Consider the following 17,945-nt stretch of genomic DNA (forward strand, 5'->3'; position numbering starts at 1 on the left):
GGTTAGTGGCTTGCGCCTCCGTCCTTGTCTGTGCGGCGTATTATAGGGATAGCGAAACTATTCGCAAGCGTTTTATGGGGTTTATTTCAATTAAATGACCGAGTGATTAATTAACGAACAAAATGCTCAATTTTACGGTTTTTTTAGGTGTTATTTTGTACTGATAAGTTTGTTGAGGCTATTAATAGGGTATAACTTTGATGAAACAACTTTGGCAATAAGGCTTCCAGCAATCAAAGATGCCAATGAAGTTAATATAACGAAGGGTTCACTGGTAATAAATAAGTTACTCAATACACAGGTGAATACAAATAGAAATAAGGGGATGATATAAACGATTAAAGAACTTTTGACGATATCTTTATTTTCTATTAATAATTCTATTGAATGATTTATTTCCATACCTTCTTTAAAAGGTATGGAAAGTTTATGAGACTTATCACTAAGCCCCTTGGCAACAACTCCAACGCCGCAGTTGTCATTGCTACTACATGATTTACAAGCTGACTTAGAAATACATTCAACAATTGCAGTTTTTTCACCATTAATAACAGTGATATCAATGACCATGCCCGTTTCATGAAGCATTATTTTGAAGGCTTAATTGAAGCAGCTATTTTTTCTGCTGTTATAAGAGGGATTTCTCCAATAACGTTAATTTCAACATTTTCATCTTGTTTAGTGTAAATCAATGTTCCACCTCTTCGAATAACGTTTTTTTGTTCTATTAATTTTGTTTGCTTAGTCGAGATATAAACAGACACCCTCACAATCCCATCATTAAGCATAATGTATGAAACTGGATCCGTATCATGCATCATCAATTTATGTTGATCGTCTTTTACGATTTTAAAACTAGGCGGTAACCAGTCAAGATGCCACTTAGGAACTTCTGCGATGGCCGTCAGTGGTAAATGTAAGACATCAGGTGTAGCTTGAACACTTAACTGTTGAATCCAAGGATTAATGGTTTCGCTTATATTCAATGAAACAACCATTGTCTGCTCAAGGATTTGATTCGATTGATTGATGATATCGAGACGTAATGGTAAGTAACTTTCTAAGTCCAGCCATACAATATAGCTATACCTGTACTGATCTTTACTAATCATTCGAATGGCGATTGCTTTTTTTCCGGCAATCCTATCTCTACCAAGAATAATATACTCGTAACTTTTATTACCATTTTCAAAATTAAAATTAGCAATATTAGCAAAGACACTTTGATCTCGGTTCGTTGCCAAACTATAAGCTTGACTACCTTGTTGATAGAAACTAATTTTTCCATCAAATTGTAACGACTCTCGCATTGCCCCATTTAAAAAGTAGAAATAAGCAACACTTTTGCCATCAACAACACCATGTATAAGTTGCTTTGGCTCAATTTGATTTTGTGCTGTATTTAGATAAAGCAGCTTATAATTTAGTTCTCGATAAGCCTGCTTCATATTATTTAAATAAGTTAAAGCAGACGGTAAAGCTGATTTAGTTTCGATTTTAACTTCAGATTGGGCTACTTCTGGACTTGCGATTAGTTGCGACGACGCTAATAATGACAATAGCGACATACACGCAACTAAAAATAATCGATGTTTCATCGGTAACCTTAAGGCTGTGTTTGCAACTGTAGCTGATGATCTTTTAATAGCGCTTCTACACGTTCATTACGTTCTTTAATCTCATTTTCAGATTGTAATGGTGTTGCCTGTAAGCTAACTGGTGCAGCAGCTCCACCAAATGGCACGGTATTAAGAACCGGTGCAACACTAGGATCGGTTGATGAACCTTGATTGACCATTAAACTACTAACAACAACAACACCAGCAACAGATGCTGCAATAGCATATTGTCCAAAGCGTTTCATAAATGGTACAACATTACTTTTTTCAGGTGCAGCAGCTAAAGGAGCAACATAATCATCTTGTTTCTCATTAGCGATTGCAGCCATTACGTTATCTGTAATATCCATTCGCAAATCTAAGCCATTGCTCTCATCACGAAGTACATCACCGATTAGTTGATATCTTGAAAACTGTTTTTGTAAAACAGTATCATCAAGGATGGTATTAATGACCTCTTTATCGCCTAACTCATTATCCATAAGTGAGGATAGGTCTTGTGAGTATTCTTTCATTATAAATTCCAATTAATTTTCTAATAAAGGTTTTAATTGTTTATCAATCGCTTCACGTGCTCTAAAAATACGAGATCTAACGGTACCAATTGGACAATTTTCTATTTGTGCAATCTCGTCATAACTCATACCTTCCAACTCACGTAATGTAATTGCTGACTTTAACTCATCCGGTAAATCACCAATTACTTTTAAGATAACTTGCTTTACTTCCTGAGAATGTAAAATAGCTTCAGGGTTCGCGTCATCTTTCAAAGCACCACTACCGTCATAACTATCGGCTTCTTCTGCGTCTATATCTGATGCAGGTGGGCGTCGGCTTTGACTCGTTAAATAGTTTTTAGCTGTATTTACCGTAATTCGGAATAGCCAAGTATAGAAAGCACTATCACCTCTAAAGTTAGGTAATGATTTATATACTTTTATAAACACTTCTTGCGACACGTCAGGTATATCACCAGAACTTCGCACATAACGCGTTAGTATGTTAGCCACACGCGTCTGGTACTTACGTACTAATAATGCAAATGCTTGCTGCTCACCATTTTGTATACGTTGTATTAACTGTAAATCTAATTCACGCTCATTCATTGAGCTTTTCTACCTATATTTATAGTGAGCTATTGATTCTCACAGATATGACTTTTATTAAAAAAGAAAGTTCCAAATAAATTCAAAACAAAGATGTTTTTGGATAAACTCTCTTATTACTCGGAATGTTCATTGACCATTTCATCCAAAACAGAGCATATAATGCCATGGCAGAGACTAAAACAAAAACTGAACATCAATACACTTGTGATGTTTTAATTATTGGTGCTGGCGCAGCTGGCTTATCGCTGGCTCTCAAAATAGCAGCCCACAGTACCGTGAGAGTACTCAGTAAAGGTGTTCTATCGGAAGGCTCGACCTATTATGCTCAAGGCGGAGTAGCCGCAGTTTTCTCTGATGATGATAGCACTGACTCGCATTTTGAGGACACTCTTGTTGCAGGCGCTGGCTTATGTGATGAAGAAGCTGTTCGCTTTACGGTTAACAATGCAAAAGAAAGTATGCAATGGTTAATTGATACCGGTGTTAACTTTGACACTGAAATTAATGATCAAAAAGAAACTCAATATCACCTGACTCGTGAAGGGGGGCATTCCCATCGACGTATACTGCATGCAGCTGATGCAACCGGACGAGAAATAGAGGAATCGCTTTTAGCCGCCGTTAAAAAACATCCTAACATCACATTAATGGAAGGTTACAACGCCATTGATTTAATCACCACGCAAAAACTTAATTTACCTGCCAACCGTGTACTAGGGGCTTATGTTTGGAACAGAACGGCTGAACATGTAGAAACGGTGAATGCCCATTTTGTTACGTTAGCGACGGGCGGTGCAAGTAAAGTATATCAATATACGAGTAACCCAGATGTTTCAAGCGGAGACGGTGTGGCACTCGCATGGCGAAGTGGCTGCCGTGTAGCGAATATGGAATTTAATCAATTCCATCCAACCTGTTTATATCATGCAGACGCTAAAAACTTTTTATTAACGGAAGCGCTACGAGGGGAAGGTGCATTACTGTTACGACCAGACGGCACTCGTTTTATGCCGGACTTCGATGAACGTGGTGAATTAGCCCCACGTGATATCGTGGCTCGTGCCATTGATTATGAAATGAAACGCCTTGGTGTTGATTGTATGTATTTAGATATCAGTCATAAACCTAAAGACTTCATCATCAAGCATTTTCCAACTATCTATCAACGTTGTTTACTATTGGGTCTTGATATTGCTGAGCAACCAATGCCTATTGTACCTGCTGCGCACTATACTTGTGGAGGCGTAATGATAGATCATCATGGTCAAACTGACATTGATGGTTTATATGCCATTGGTGAAGTAACTTATACAGGATTACACGGAGCGAATCGCTTAGCTTCAAATTCGTTACTGGAATGTATTGTCTATGCACATGCTTGTGCGAAAGATATCATTAACCGGATCCCTTTCTACAAAGAGCGAAAATTTGCAGCGATTCCTGATTGGGATGATAGCCAAGTGGAAAATTCAGATGAACAAGTTGTTATTCAACATAACTGGCATGAACTACGTTTATTTATGTGGGATTACGTTGGTATTGTACGTACAGACAAACGCCTGCAAAGAGCGCTAAGTCGAGTTGAGTTATTACAACATGAGATCACTGAATATTATAGTAACTTCAAGGTTGGAAACAATTTACTAGAGCTAAGAAATTTAGTCCAAGTCGCTGAGTTAATTATAAAAAGTGCGATAAAAAGAAAAGAAAGCAGAGGTTTACATTATAACTTAGATTATCCAGAGCAAAATGATGATCCTAAACCAACAATATTAACCCCTAAAAGAGATTAACTCCAACGTGCGCTATTAATAAGGCGCGCAAGTAAATGATACTCTTCTTTTGTAACACTATCATAAAACACAACAAACCATTTCCTTGGTTTGTTGTGTTGTCGTTTCTTTACTAATAACTTATCTGTCATTTCTACACACAACAATATAATCCAACCATTATAGAAAGATCGAGAATGAATCTTACCGTCAATATGTATTGGTTTTTTTATTTCTATATTGCCAGTCTCAGCCAACGAGCAAGCAAATGGTAAGAGCGATAAAGATTGGACAAGATAAAAAGAAGTGAATATATAAAGACTTAAAAAGATAACGCTAAACCAACCCACTCCCCACAACAAAAACAGTATAAGAGCACTAAGTAACAGCGTTATTATCGCCAATAGTTTGGCGATAAATGATGCGGTACATTGAATATTATAATTTAACGCGCTTGAGGATGACATCAACAATTTCAGCTAGCTCTGGATCAGGACAGATCTTATGTCCCATAAACCAAGCAAATAATTCAGGATCTTCACACGTTAAAAGGCGCTGAAAAGACAATTTATGTTGTTGACTTAAATCACTGTAAGCTTCTTTTGCAAAAGGCATAAACAGCACATCAAGTTCTAACATACCACGACGACAAGCCCACAATAAACGAGAAAGAGAAACCTCTTCGGCCATGACAAATACTTCCTTTTAAAATAAAAATGGAGGATTATTTATAATAGTAATCCAAAAGAATATGAAACATGATACTACACTGCATTAAAAAGTTAGTTCAGACAAAATTAGTAATAAATAAAGACAATCTACGAATAAATATTCATCGAATTAATAACGTGTAATATTGATCGGTTATTTATATCAATTGATATACAGTGCACAACATCATAACAATAACGTTTTATTAACAGCAACTACTGACAAAATAGGTTGTGAGCTATAACATTGTAATAGACAAATTAGACCTAAAATGAGGCCATACATGCGAACACTTAGCCAACTTGAGAATATCAGCAAGCTACCAGATTTAGTTTTATGCCCACTTGATAGCTGGGATTTAATCAGTGTAACAGGTGAAGACCGTATCACTTTTTTACAAGGGCAGTTAACGTGCGATCTTGAAAAATTAGAAACTGGACAACAAACCTTAGCTGCGCATTGTAATCCTCAAGGAAAAGCCTGGACTGTCGCACGCGTGATTGTGTTAGAAGATCGTATTTTATTAACTCAACCCAACTCAGTCTCTGAAGTGCAATTACCAGAACTAAAAAAATATGCGGCTTTTTCTAAGGTTGTTATACAAAAAGAAACAGAATATAAAATATTTGGTTTAGCAGGCCCTAAATCAGCAGAATATATTGCTAAAGAAGTTGATACTGCCGCAACACATGAAACCAGTAGTTTACTGGAAAGTGGCACCGTATTAATTAAACAGCCATATCCTTCATTACGTTACCTTGCGATCATGAAAAACGCCGTCGCTGAAGCGTTGTTAATTGATTTAAAAAGCAAAGCTGAGATCTTCGATGACAGTTTATGGAATGCAATGAATATTGCTGCGGGTGTCGGTTTTTTAGCAGCAGAAACATCAGCGCAGTTTATTCCTCAAATGTTAAATCTACAGGCACTTGATGGCATTAGCTTTACCAAAGGTTGTTACATTGGCCAAGAAACAGTGGCTCGCGCTAAATACCGTGGAGCCAATAAACGTGCCATGTTCATCCTAACTGGACGTTCAAGTGATTGTCCAAAAGCAGGCCAAACGATCGAAGTGTTACTCAATAATAACTGGAAACGAGTCGGTGTAATCGTATCTGCATGCCAATATGGTGACGGACATATTGAAATATTAGCGGTATTACCAAAAGATACAAATCCTGAGGATATCTTCCAAGTAAAAGAGCTTGAAGGCTCTACTCTTTATTACGCTCCTCTACCTTATCAAATAGCAGCAGACTAACCTTTCGCCTCTAGGTAACTCTAGAGGCATCCCCTACTCTACAAGTAGAGTAAGTACACAATATTTACCAATAACCATAATTAATGCTATGATGCTCACACTTTTTTTAGGGTTGAATAGTAATTTACGCCTGCACTAATGGAACACAGCTTGAATCAAGAAATCATCCAATTACGCGACAAATCAGACGAGTTTTCTCGATTACGCGTTAGATCTGCTTTAGCATTGATGAAACAAGATGAAGCTGATGTTTTCCAAACTTTTCCATTATTATTACACTTCAACGATCCTGCTTTACCTGGTTACATAAAAGATAATGTACCCGTTGGAATTTGCCAATTTAGCCCAACTAAAAAACACCAAAACCTAATACAACAACAATTTGCTATTGAACTGCCTGAAGATGAAATACAAACACCTGAGATTATTGGTTTATACGCCATGGGTAGTACTTCCTCTATTGGCCAATGTTCTGAAAGTGACTTTGATATTTGGATTTGCTATTCACATGAATTAGATCCAACCCGTGTCGAATTACTTGATAAGAAATCATGGGAAATTACTTACTGGGCAGAAAGTTTGGGTGTCGAATTAAACTTTTTTCTTATTCCAGACAATAAATTCAAAGTTAAAAATAAAGCCTCATTAAGTAATGAATCATGTGGGACATCTCAACACATGTTATTACTCGATGAGTTTTATCGCACCTCATTACGTGTTGCAGGTCGACGTATTTTATGGCGTCAAATTCCACATGAGCATGAACATCATTACGATAGCTACGTCAAAAACCTGTGTGAAACAGGACAAATTAATGCAGATGATTGGCTGGACTTAGGTGGGTTATATTGCGTCCCAGCGGAAGAGTTATTTGGAGCTACATTGTGGCAACTTTATAAAGGGATTGATAACCCCTACAAAGCGACATTAAAAACTATTTTGATGGAGGCTTATTCTTGGGAATACCCAAATATAGAACTTATCTCAACCTCGTATAAAAAAAGCTTTCAAGAACAAGATTCTTATGATGAACACTTAGACCCTTACTGTCTTATGCTTAGCAAAGTAAGCGATTACTTAATCAGCATTAATGATATACAACGTTTAGAGTTAGTACGTGTTTGTTTTTACTTTAAAACAGAAGAGATGTTATCGAAGTCTTCATATAATGAAAACTCTGCTTGGCGACGTACTATTTTAAATAACTTAATCACCCAATGGGGCTGGACTGAAAGCCAAATTGCAGATTTAGATAACCGTAACAATTGGAAAATACGCGAAGTAAAACAAGCCAATACACTGCTACTTGATGCCCTTATGTTAAGTTACAGTAATTTAATTAAATTTGCGCGCGATAATAATATCAGTGAATCGATCAGTGCCGAAGATATAGGTATCCTATCTCGTAAACTTTATGCCGCACATGAAACACTACCGGGTAAAGTTGATATTATTAACCCTAATATTTCGCCTAACCTCGTTGAACACGATCTTAGTTTTATTCAAATCCCTGAACACCGTAAAAATAAAGCCGGTTGGTATTTATTCAATAGTACTTTAGATTCTTTTGAGTTGGCTTCTACTCCCTGTTTAGGTGATTCACCTTACCTATCTAAATTAGTTGCTTGGAGTTATGTAAATGGATTATACGATGAAGATACAAAGCTTCACTTATACAACCAAGGCTCCGATTTAGTTGATAAGAACCTAAACCAATTTGCAAAAGACTTATACGCTGTTTTCCCTGTATATGTACCAAAAGCCAGTGATAAAGCGCTTAGTGCACCTTGTGCGATTAAGCATCTATCTATTTTCTTAAATGTAGAAAAAGACCCGACAAGACATTGGCAGGATACAGAAGAAAGTGAATTAAATCAGATTGATAATGTAATGGCTTACGGCGAACATAAAGAAAGCTTAATTGGTAGTATCGACTTTATATATCGCAACTCGTGGAATGAAGTCCGAACATTACATTTTAATAGTCAATTTTCAGTGGTTGAAGCACTGAATACTATTCTTTCAAAAATGCATCAAGATGCCTCACCTCCTCACCAGATCGACCTATTTTGTTATAGCAGATATTTTAGTGAACAAATTTGTCAATCATTTGGCAGTAAGTTAAATGAGTTTATTCAACTACGTTTACACACAGTGCATACGAGATCGGTTCAAACATTATGGACGGGCGGCAGAAAATTTGGCTTTTACTTCGAACGTAAAGGTGTTTCATTACAGCATCTAGAAAGCGCAGTAGATATTTACAGTCATATATCTAAGAAGAAGCTATCAGCTAGTTCGTTAAATTTAAAAACAACTCACTATGACCAAACAGCAAATGTGATTGAATCTCATATCAGTGAAGGTTTAATTCAATTCTTTTTTGAGAATTATCATAACGGTTTTAATGTTTATATTGCGAATGCTGACAATGATGTAGAAACATTCTTGAATTTTGCAGGTTCAAAAAATGAATTTGTACAAAACGTAAATCGATTCTACGCATCTAATAGTCATCTCCCTGATTCGCTAGATGAGCAGATTAATTTTAATCTGCCACAATTTTATGACATTACGTTAAACGAAGATAAAACATTGTCTTTAAACCCATTTAAAAGCAGTAAATTAGCATCATCGACTGATGATTTACTATCCGCTCTGAAACCTGTGAATGAAAAATAACCTAACTTAAATCACTGTGATTAAAGTTCTAACAATAAAAAATCATTTACTCTTTCTTTTTAAGCAGGCCATTTGATCAATTAAATGCAGAGAACACTTCTTTCTGTCATCTCCCTCTTAAAATAACAATATGACAATGCACATTATTCTAATAGCCTCAGTAGTTAACTTAACCCTCTCTCTGTATTAATTTTAATATAAGAAAGATAGAACACAATTAATAGACTTCTAGCCCTCTTTACGTTCAGATTGCCATACTTGATAGATCAAGGTAAAATAAAGCATATTTTTTAAAAGGTTATTATTATGTCAACAAAGTGGAACGGTGAATATATTAGTCCTTATGCTGAGCACGGTAAAAAAAGTGAGCAGGTAAAAAAAGTGACAGTTTCAATACCAACAAAAGTATTAAAAATATTGACTGATGAACGTACTAGACGCCAAGTAAATAACCTACGTCATGCGACTAATAGTGAATTATTGTGTGAAGCATTTTTACATGCTTATACAGGACAGCCATTACCAGAAGATGATGAATTAGATAAAAGCCAAAATGTGAATATTTCAGAGATCATGGAAAAGACAGTAAAATAAAAACGATTGTGAATTAGCCAATGAAATTAAAAAATAATACCGCCGTTCTTTACTGGTGGTTACTTTTTATTTAACTAAATTAGCCTTAATTTCCCTCACACTTTTACTCCGCTCCTATATAAACCCACTATAAATAATAATACTCTCCGTTTGCACGGTGCTTACTTTTTAAGACTACGGTTATTAAATTTAAGGCAGAAGGAAATATAAACGTTTGTTAAAAATCGACATTTATAATAAATAAGTCAATTATTTTAACCAATAAAATAGCTTACTTATTTGTTGTATTCATTTTTAAAAGGCATAAAAAAACCTCGATTAACGACATAACCGAGGTTTCTAAAAGATAGTGGGTAATTATTTTAAAGCAGCAACCGCTTCTTTAACTAATTGTCCAATTTTATCCCATTCACGATTATCAATTAAATCAGCAGGAACCATCCAAGTACCGCCACAAGCAAGTACCGCATTGATATCTAAATATTCATTGATATTCGCAGGTGAAACACCACCAGTAGGCATAAAGCTAACAGGGTAAACGGCTGTTAATGATTTCAACATTGACACGCCACCAGATGGGCCAGCAGGGAAGAATTTTAACGTTGTTAATCCCATTTCCATTGCTTGCTCAACTAAAGATGGGCTATTTACACCAGGAATGATTGGCATATTACGTTGCTGACAGTACTTAACCGTTGTCGGGTTAAAACCAGGGCTCACGATAAAATCAACACCCGCGTCAATTGCTTCATCAACCGTTTTGCTTGTAAGCACAGTACCTGCACCAATTAGCATTTCAGGAAACGCTTCACGTAAATTTTTAATAGCTTGTCCAGCAGCAGGCGTACGGAATGTAATTTCCGCACAAGGCATACCATTTTCAACTAATACTTTACCTAATGGAACGGCATCTGCAGCATCTTTAATCGCAATTACAGGAATTACTTTAAGTGCTTGTAACTTTTCGTTTAATGTTGTCATTTTACTATCCTAAATATTTATAATTAATCTACAAATGGAGCAATATACTGCATATCAATAATTGCACCTTTATGCTGTATAACCGTACTTGCAACTTGATGTGCTTTTTCAGCAGCAACAATACTTGATTCACCTAATGTACGTTTTGATAGATAACCCGCAGCAAATGAATCGCCCGCAGCGGTTGTATCAATGACATTTTCAGGTGCTACTTTTTGAGCAGCAACACTAATAGAATCATCAGCGGTAATAATTAAACACTCACCGCCACCTTGTTTAATAACTATTTCTTGAACGCCTAATGCACGTGTACGTTCAATACACTGTTCAACAGTTGTATCGCCAAATAGAGCTTGCTCATCATCAAATGTTAATAAACCAGTATGCGTTACAGATAAGATACGTTTGAAACCTTCCGCTGCTTCTTCTGCAGAATTCCATAATTTAGGGCGGTAGTTGTTATCAAAGTAAACTTTACCACCAGCCGCTTTGTAACGAGCCAATAAGTCGTAAAGTTTTTCACGGCTTGATGGTGGTAAAATAGCTAAGCTAATACCAGATAAGTAGATAACATCTTGCTTTAACAATGATTCAATATATTCATCGCTTGCTGTTTCGAGCCAATATTTAGCTGCTGCTGCATCACGCCAATATAAAAAGCTGCGTTCACCTGTTGAATCTGTTTCAACCATGTACAAACCAGGTTGTCTTGTTTCAGAGCGTTGAACAAATTGAGTATCAATTTCTTCAGCATTCCAAGCATCGATCATTTCTTGGCTAATTTTATCTTGGCCTAGCGCCGTTACATAACTAACATTAACGTCTTTACCTGATGTTAAACGTGATAAATACACGGCAGTATTCAGCGTATCGCCACCAAAGCTTCTGCGTAAAACACCATTAACTTCCTGCAATTCAATCATACATTCGCCAATCAAAGCGATATTTAAATTAGCCATTAGCCACCTCTGTTATAAAAAATGGATTCATTTGCATCCTCTATTCATTTTCTTGCTATTCATAACTTGGCCATATTGGCTTTGATTATAAAATCAGCATTTTATACTAATAATGTAAAAGTACTTTGTGCAGAGTTTATTTGTTTGCGCGAATTCATGTTAGTAAACACATCAACAAGCTTCATTTATATAAAATTAAACGATTCATAAATGCGATTTAACAAAAATAAGCTTAATCAAAAAACCAGAAAGTATCTCATGGGTGTTAAAAAAGCCTTTTTATTCGAAGCGTAAGAAAACATATTGTTTCCGGAACCTTCAAATCAAAATATGACTTTGATTAACATTTAATTTGTTATTTTTATAAGTCAAAAATTGTACATTACACAGGACAATTTGTAATACAAAATGACACTATGTGTGATCCAGATCATTCACCTACATCACAATCAAAATAATTAATTAGATCTCAATAAACATAGAAAGCATTCGATGAGATAGCAACTACATATCAACTAATCTTACATTATAAGGTAATAAAAAAGTACTTAAGGCTTAACCCACTGAAAAGCAGTAATAATTATCTAAAAGTAATGAGCAAAGCCAATTCAGGTTAATTTAAAAAATTAAAAATAGAGAGGTCAACCCTAAAAACTAAAAAATAAAAGTGATTTTACAGTCTATTTGTATTACTTTATTACACGATTTTTATCCACTTTATACGCACGAGGTAACAATGTCAGTTAACGCCAACGCCGTTCTTATGGACCAACAAGAAATTATAGCAATTCAGCAAGAGCTTGGTAAACAAAGCCTAATGGGACTTAGCCTCGAAGCCCTAATCAACGATACAGACAATTATATTGAGCTACCGATAGATGTTCCAGGGCACAGCCCAGCTGGGGGTTATGCACACAACAAACACCAACAAAATTATAAATATATAGAGCAAGCAGGTCGTTTATTTTTAATTACTGGCGATGAAAAATATGCTCAATTTACAGCAGATCTATTAACTCAATATGCTGATAAATATCTCGAATTAGGCTTTCAAGAACAACGCAATACAAATCCACCAGGACGCCTATTTCACCAAATGTTAAACGAACATGTTTGGTTATTGTATGCGAGTTTAGGCTACAGCTGTATTAGCCATTGGTTAAGCGAAACACAACGCGCTCATATTGTTGGTCGCTTATTTGAACCCATGTTAGAAGTGGCGACAGTAAAATACCACTTTGACTTTGACCGTATTCATAATCATGGCGTATGGGCAGTTGCGGCAACAGCAGCATGTGGTGCAGCCATTGGACAAGAGAAATATATTGATTTGGCATTACACGGCTTAGCCGGTGACGACATACAAGGTGGCTTTCTTGCACAACTCAGTAATTTATTTGCTCCTTCAGGTTATTACATTGAAGGGCCTTATTACCACCGTTATGCCATTCGCCCTTTATGTTTATTAGCGGAATTAACTCAGCGTTTCCGTCCAGAGCTAGACATCTTTAACTTTAAGGGCCAAGTAATTGGCAAAACAATCCAATCTTTATTATCTACCGCTTACCCGAACGGTGTATTCCCATCATTAAACGATGCTTCAAAAAGCATGGATATTAAAGATGAAGGTGTCGTGATTGCCGTGAGTTTATATGCAAAACATTACCCTGAAGATACAAACTTATTGGGTATTGCTAAAATTCAACAACAAATTTGGATCAGTGGTTGTGGCGTTGCTTTATCGCAAGCTTACCAAGCGCAAGACTCAGTTGAAATTCCTTGCTTACCAAGTGTTGAGTTAAGCGAAGGTCCTAATGGTGACAAAGGTGCGCAAGGCTTTATTCGCATGCAAAATGCAAAGGGTGATATTAGCCAACTCGTGATGAACTATGGTCAACACGGCATGGGGCACGGCCACTTCGACACATTAGGGATGACTTACTTTAATAACAATCAAGAAGTATTACGTGATTACGGATTTGGACGTTGGGTGAACATAGAACCTAAATTTGGTGGTCGTTATCTTGATGAAAATAAATCTTACGCACGCCAAACTATCGCACATAACTTAGTATCTGTTGATGCTAGCTGTCAAAACAACTTTGATGTTGATACCGCCGATAGTAAACACGGTACGCCGCACTTCTTTATTGGCAACGGTAAAACACAAGCAATGAGCGCTTATGCGGTTGATTTCTACCCTGGTGTTGACCAACAACGCTCACTTATTTTAATTGAGCATGAACAATTAGAAAAACCACTATTGATTGATTTATTCCGATTAATCAGTGAAGAAGCACATCAATATGATTACTCCCTTCAGTATCAAGGTCAAATCATTCGTACCAATGTTGAGCACAAACAACACGCAATATTAAATCCAATGGGTGATGATGCAGGCTACCAACATTTATGGAACGAAAGTGAAGGTGCAGCAGCAAAAGGCACAAGTTTAGTCAGTTGGTTACAAGGTAGCAGTTATTACACATGGTTAAGTGCATCCTCTTCTGACGATACCTTATTCTTCACTCGTACAGGTGCTAATGATCCATCATTTAACTTACGTAGCGAAACCAGTTTAATTTTACGTCGCGAAGCTAAAAATGCGCTATTTGCTAATGTGATAGAAACGCATGGTTACTTTAATGAAGCGATTGAAGCTAGCTTAGATGCACGCGGTAAAATTCACTCAATTAATATTGTTGGTTTTAACGACGATGCAACCGTTGTCGATCTTGTAGGTGAAAGTATTGCACTCACAGTGATGATTAACAATGACCGTAATGCAACAGCTAACAGTCAAACAACTATCGAATTGAATAATCAATCGTACAGCTTCCAAGGTTTTGTTGCTGTAGAAAGTAAAGAGGTTTAATCATGAGTTACCAACCACTACTAATAAGCTATGAACAAGCAGCTGACTTACGTCAATACGTAGGCACTGACTCACTAATTGGTCGCTCTATTGCTGAAGAAATTGTAGCACTTGAAGCTTACATGCCAATGGGTATTGAAATTCCAGGGCATGGTGAAGCAGGCGGTTACGAACATAACCGTCATAAGCAAAACTATATTCATTTAGACTTAGCGGGTCGTTTGTACTTAATCACTGAAGATAAACGTTACCTAGACTACGCAACAACCATGCTAGTTGAATATGCAAAGGTTTATAAGCACCGCGAGTTAAACATTAGCCGTGACTCGAATAAACCAGGTCGTATATTTCACCAAACATTAAACGAAAATATGTGGATGTTATATTCATCGTGCGCTTACTCTTGTATTCGCCATGAGTTAACAGAAGATCAACAACAACTTATAGAAAATGACTTATTTAAAGTCATGCTTGAAATGTTTGTTGTCACTTATGCAGAGAACTTCGATATTATCCATAACCACGGTTTATGGTCAGTAGCCAGTGCGGGTATTTGTGCTTATGCGATCAATGATCAAGCAACAGTCGACAAAGCAATCTATGGCCTAAAAGGTGATAGTGTTTCTGGTGGCTTTATTGCACAATTAACACAATTATTCTCGCCAGATGGCTACTACATGGAAGGTCCGTACTACCACCGTTTCTCACTACGACCAATCTTCCTATTCGCGGAAACCATTGAACGTCGTCAACCAGAGATCGGTATCTACCAATTAAAAGATGAAGTGATTAAAACAACGGCCTACGCAGTCATGTCCACAGCATTCCCTAATGGTACATTACCCGCATTAAATGACTCATCTCGTACAATGGACATTAAAGATTTAGGTATTTTATTAGCGACTAACATCTGTTTCGACCGTTACGAGCAAAATGAAACATTATTAGCGATGGCTAAACACCAAGATCATGTTTGGGTTCATAACACTGGCGCAGCGCTATCTAATGCATTAGATAGCAATACCGAAGTAGCAAACTTTAACTGGGGCAGCTTAAGTCTCACAGATGGTGCTGAAGGCGAATGTGGTGGCGTTACCATCCTACGTCATCGTGATGCAAAATCAGACGATAGCATGGCACTACTTTGGTACGGTCAACATGGCAGTGATGCAAAGCTTCACTCGGCATTAGATCATGGTCATTTTGATGGTTTGCATTTAAGCCTATTTAACAATAATCAAGAATTCATTAATGATTACGGTTATGGTCGTTGGGTTAATATCGAGCCTAAATTTGGTGGTCGTTACATTCCTGAAAATAAAAGTTACTGTAAACAAACTATTGCGCACAACACTGTTGTGGTTGATCAAATCAGCCAAAACCAAGGTGTTACTGCCATTGCGCAACAGCACAATGGTGAAAAGCATTTCACTCTATTAGGCAATGAAGCAAGTGATGGCAAACTACAGGCAATGAGTGCGTTTGCTCGTGATTACTACACAGGTATTGATCAGCAACGCACGGTTATCATGCTTGAGTCTGAAGAGTTTGAAAAACCAGTGATTATTGATTTATTCCGAATGATCAGTGAAGAAGAGCATAGCTACGATTATCCTGTTCATTATAACGGACAAATCATCCGTACTAACTTTGAATATCAAGCACATAAAAGCTTAAGCACTGTAGGTGATGACCATGGTTACCAACACCTTTGGAATCTTGGTCAAGGTAAAGTAGAAGGTTCATCATTAACAACTTGGTTAATGGGTAATAGTTACTATTCATTAATCAGCAGTGCAAATAAAGACAGTGAAGTTATCTTCGCTCGTACTGGTGCGAATGATCCTGACTTCAACTTACGTAATGAGCCAATGTTAATTCTTCGCCAAAAAGCAGCCAACCATTTATTTGCAAATGTTTATGAAACACACGGTTACTTTAATGAAGCGATAGAAGCCAGCCTAAATGCACGAGGACAAGTTGATTCAGTTACCGTGTTACATGCAGATGATACAGCTTCTGTTGTTAGCCTTAATCTAATTGATAACAAGCAAATTAAAGTCTGTGTAAGTAACCTTGCAGATGTAAATGACAACACTAAAACAAGTATAGTCGTCGATGGTGAAACGCTTAGTTGGACGGGTTATATTGCTATTATCAACAAGTAGATAGTTAATAAATTAAGCCTTTATGCTTCTGGTTTTATAAAAGGCTTAGTCGTTATGCACTTCAGAGTTGAATCTGCCACCTTTAACAAAACAACTTCAACAAAGTAACTAAACACAAAAAAGGCCGCTGTAAGTAAATAACTTACAGGGGCCTTTTTAACTATTAACAATTAAAAAATTAGTTACTAGTAGGAAGACGATGATTAGTGTTTTTCAATAAAGTCGCATTTGCTTCGCGTGCTTTATCTGCATCGCCGGCCATAATGGCAGAATAAATAGCACGATGTTCGCCGATACAAGTACCGCCTTTTTCAGACGAGTGACTAATAAAGCTTTTAAACATAGTACATAGCACATTAGCAAAAGGTAAATAAAAGCTATTACCTGTTGATAAAAACACAAGACGATGAAACTCCATATCCACTTCCATCCACTTGTCTGCATCAAAGTTTTTAGAAACATAATCCATTTGTTGAAAAGTAGCAGATAACAAAATTCTTTGTTGTGCCGTTGCATTTTTTGCTGCTAATGCCGCCGCTTCTGGTTCAATTGCTTTGCGTAATGCCAAGAACTCTTGGTAAACAATCGCGTTATCACCTAGGTCAATAACCCAATCTAATAACTGCGCATCTAAAAAATTCCAATTATCACGACTTTTAACACGTGTTCCCACTTTCGGTTTAGATTCTAATAAACCTTTTGATGTTAATAATTTAATAGCTTCTCGTAGCGCAGTTCGGCTAACACTGAATTGCTGACATAACACCATTTCACTAGGAATGATCTCATTCTGAGCCGCTTCACCAGATAATATTTTTCGCGCGATTTCACGTGCTACTTGCACATGTAGACTGCGCTTTGAGCCTGCAATCTGTATGAATGGGTTATGCATAATGTCTCTTCAAATATAAAAATCAACCCTCATTATATGATAAATGTTAAACCTTAGATACAAACAACTAATAGCTCAATTAACAACCACCTATCCAATTGATTTTAAATATAAAAACACTTTAATTTAAAATAAAAACAGCATGTTTTTCAAAATAAAAACAAAAAAATAAATTGAACCTACATCAAGTTTTGATAGAAAAGTTGCCCCCCCAAAGCCCAAACATAAAAAAACCAGCCTAAAGGCTAATGCCGATCAGTTAAGAAAATTAGTTGATTTTTAACTAAAGAAGATCAAAATCCTATAACTCAAAAGGTTATGG

Annotated in this window: 15 protein-coding genes; 6 read left to right on the forward strand and 9 right to left on the reverse strand. The window is 36.6% G+C overall.

The annotated features are described in order from the left end of the window. Positions 1 to 150 precede the first annotated feature (150 nt). Genes Q0794_RS17605 through rpoE form a run of 4 tightly spaced genes read right to left on the reverse strand, consistent with a single transcriptional unit; the run spans position 151 to position 2,725 of the window. Positions 151 to 570, reverse strand: coding sequence for a SoxR reducing system RseC family protein (locus Q0794_RS17605; protein ID WP_298944112.1), 420 nt, complete (start codon positions 568 to 570; stop codon positions 151 to 153). 17 nt (positions 571 to 587) lie between these two features. Beyond that, positions 588 to 1,598 carry a MucB/RseB C-terminal domain-containing protein gene (locus tag Q0794_RS17610; RefSeq protein WP_298944114.1) on the reverse strand — a complete coding sequence of 337 codons (1,011 nt, stop codon included), beginning with the start codon at positions 1,596 to 1,598 and terminating at the stop codon, positions 588 to 590. A gap of 8 nt (positions 1,599 to 1,606) precedes the next feature. Beyond that, positions 1,607 to 2,134, reverse strand: a complete 528-nt coding sequence (locus tag Q0794_RS17615; protein ID WP_298944115.1) for an RseA family anti-sigma factor — start codon at positions 2,132 to 2,134, stop codon at positions 1,607 to 1,609. A gap of 12 nt (positions 2,135 to 2,146) precedes the next feature. After that, complete coding sequence (gene rpoE, locus Q0794_RS17620) at positions 2,147 to 2,725, reverse strand: RNA polymerase sigma factor RpoE (RefSeq protein WP_166373089.1); 579 nt, start codon at positions 2,723 to 2,725, stop codon at positions 2,147 to 2,149. A gap of 167 nt (positions 2,726 to 2,892) precedes the next feature. Here rpoE and nadB point away from each other — a divergent pair, with 167 nt between their 5' ends. Further along, positions 2,893 to 4,521 carry an L-aspartate oxidase gene (gene nadB / locus Q0794_RS17625; protein ID WP_298944118.1) on the forward strand — a complete coding sequence of 543 codons (1,629 nt, stop codon included), beginning with the start codon at positions 2,893 to 2,895 and terminating at the stop codon, positions 4,519 to 4,521. On the opposite strand, the gene Q0794_RS18325 is transcribed toward nadB, so the two are convergent. Both Q0794_RS18325 and Q0794_RS17630 read right to left on the reverse strand, forming a co-directional pair. Continuing rightward, positions 4,518 to 4,967: a protein YgfX gene (locus Q0794_RS18325; RefSeq protein ID WP_366522568.1), complete on the reverse strand. Its 450-nt coding sequence runs from the start codon at positions 4,965 to 4,967 to the stop codon at positions 4,518 to 4,520. The two genes, nadB and Q0794_RS18325, sit on opposite strands and share 4 nt — an antisense overlap. Further along, positions 4,939 to 5,190: a succinate dehydrogenase assembly factor 2 gene (locus Q0794_RS17630; protein ID WP_298944120.1), complete on the reverse strand. Its 252-nt coding sequence runs from the start codon at positions 5,188 to 5,190 to the stop codon at positions 4,939 to 4,941. Before Q0794_RS17630 ends, Q0794_RS18325 begins: the two co-directional genes overlap by 29 nt. Positions 5,191 to 5,494: 304 nt before the next feature. Here Q0794_RS17630 and ygfZ point away from each other — a divergent pair, with 304 nt between their 5' ends. The 3 genes from ygfZ to metJ all read left to right on the forward strand — a co-directional run bounded on the left by ygfZ (position 5,495) and on the right by metJ (position 9,748). Beyond that, a complete protein-coding gene (ygfZ, locus tag Q0794_RS17635) occupies positions 5,495 to 6,472 on the forward strand; it encodes a tRNA-modifying protein YgfZ (protein ID WP_298944122.1) in 978 nt (325 codons plus the stop codon). 150 nt (positions 6,473 to 6,622) lie between these two features. Then, the gene (locus tag Q0794_RS17640; protein WP_298944124.1) at positions 6,623 to 9,154 is read left to right on the forward strand and encodes a class I adenylate cyclase; all 2,532 of its coding nucleotides are present in this window, start codon (positions 6,623 to 6,625) and stop codon (positions 9,152 to 9,154) included. A 306-nt stretch (positions 9,155 to 9,460) separates the two neighbouring features. After that, entirely contained in the window at positions 9,461 to 9,748 is a 288-nt protein-coding gene (gene metJ, locus Q0794_RS17645) for a met regulon transcriptional regulator MetJ (protein ID WP_298944127.1), read from the forward strand. A 357-nt stretch (positions 9,749 to 10,105) separates the two neighbouring features. Here the strand turns inward: metJ and Q0794_RS17650 are convergent, their stop codons facing one another. Together Q0794_RS17650 and Q0794_RS17655 are read right to left on the reverse strand one after the other, a co-directional pair. Beyond that, positions 10,106 to 10,729, reverse strand: a complete 624-nt coding sequence (locus tag Q0794_RS17650) for a bifunctional 4-hydroxy-2-oxoglutarate aldolase/2-dehydro-3-deoxy-phosphogluconate aldolase (RefSeq protein WP_298944129.1) — start codon at positions 10,727 to 10,729, stop codon at positions 10,106 to 10,108. 23 nt (positions 10,730 to 10,752) lie between these two features. Beyond that, the gene (locus Q0794_RS17655) at positions 10,753 to 11,688 is read right to left on the reverse strand and encodes a sugar kinase (RefSeq protein WP_298944130.1); all 936 of its coding nucleotides are present in this window, start codon (positions 11,686 to 11,688) and stop codon (positions 10,753 to 10,755) included. Positions 11,689 to 12,424: 736 nt separating this feature from the next. On the opposite strand from Q0794_RS17655, the gene Q0794_RS17660 reads away from it, so the two are divergent. Beyond that, positions 12,425 to 14,563 carry a heparinase II/III family protein gene (locus Q0794_RS17660; protein ID WP_298944131.1) on the forward strand — a complete coding sequence of 713 codons (2,139 nt, stop codon included), beginning with the start codon at positions 12,425 to 12,427 and terminating at the stop codon, positions 14,561 to 14,563. A 2-nt stretch (positions 14,564 to 14,565) separates the two neighbouring features. After that, positions 14,566 to 16,731, forward strand: a complete 2,166-nt coding sequence (locus Q0794_RS17665; RefSeq protein ID WP_298944133.1) for a heparinase II/III family protein — start codon at positions 14,566 to 14,568, stop codon at positions 16,729 to 16,731. A 178-nt stretch (positions 16,732 to 16,909) separates the two neighbouring features. Here the strand turns inward: Q0794_RS17665 and Q0794_RS17670 are convergent, their stop codons facing one another. Further along, positions 16,910 to 17,623: a FadR/GntR family transcriptional regulator gene (locus Q0794_RS17670; RefSeq protein ID WP_298944135.1), complete on the reverse strand. Its 714-nt coding sequence runs from the start codon at positions 17,621 to 17,623 to the stop codon at positions 16,910 to 16,912. Positions 17,624 to 17,945 lie beyond the last annotated feature (322 nt).

This window comes from uncultured Psychromonas sp. (genome assembly GCF_947489755.1).
In the GTDB taxonomy this organism is placed as follows: Bacteria; Pseudomonadota; Gammaproteobacteria; order Enterobacterales; family Psychromonadaceae; genus Psychromonas.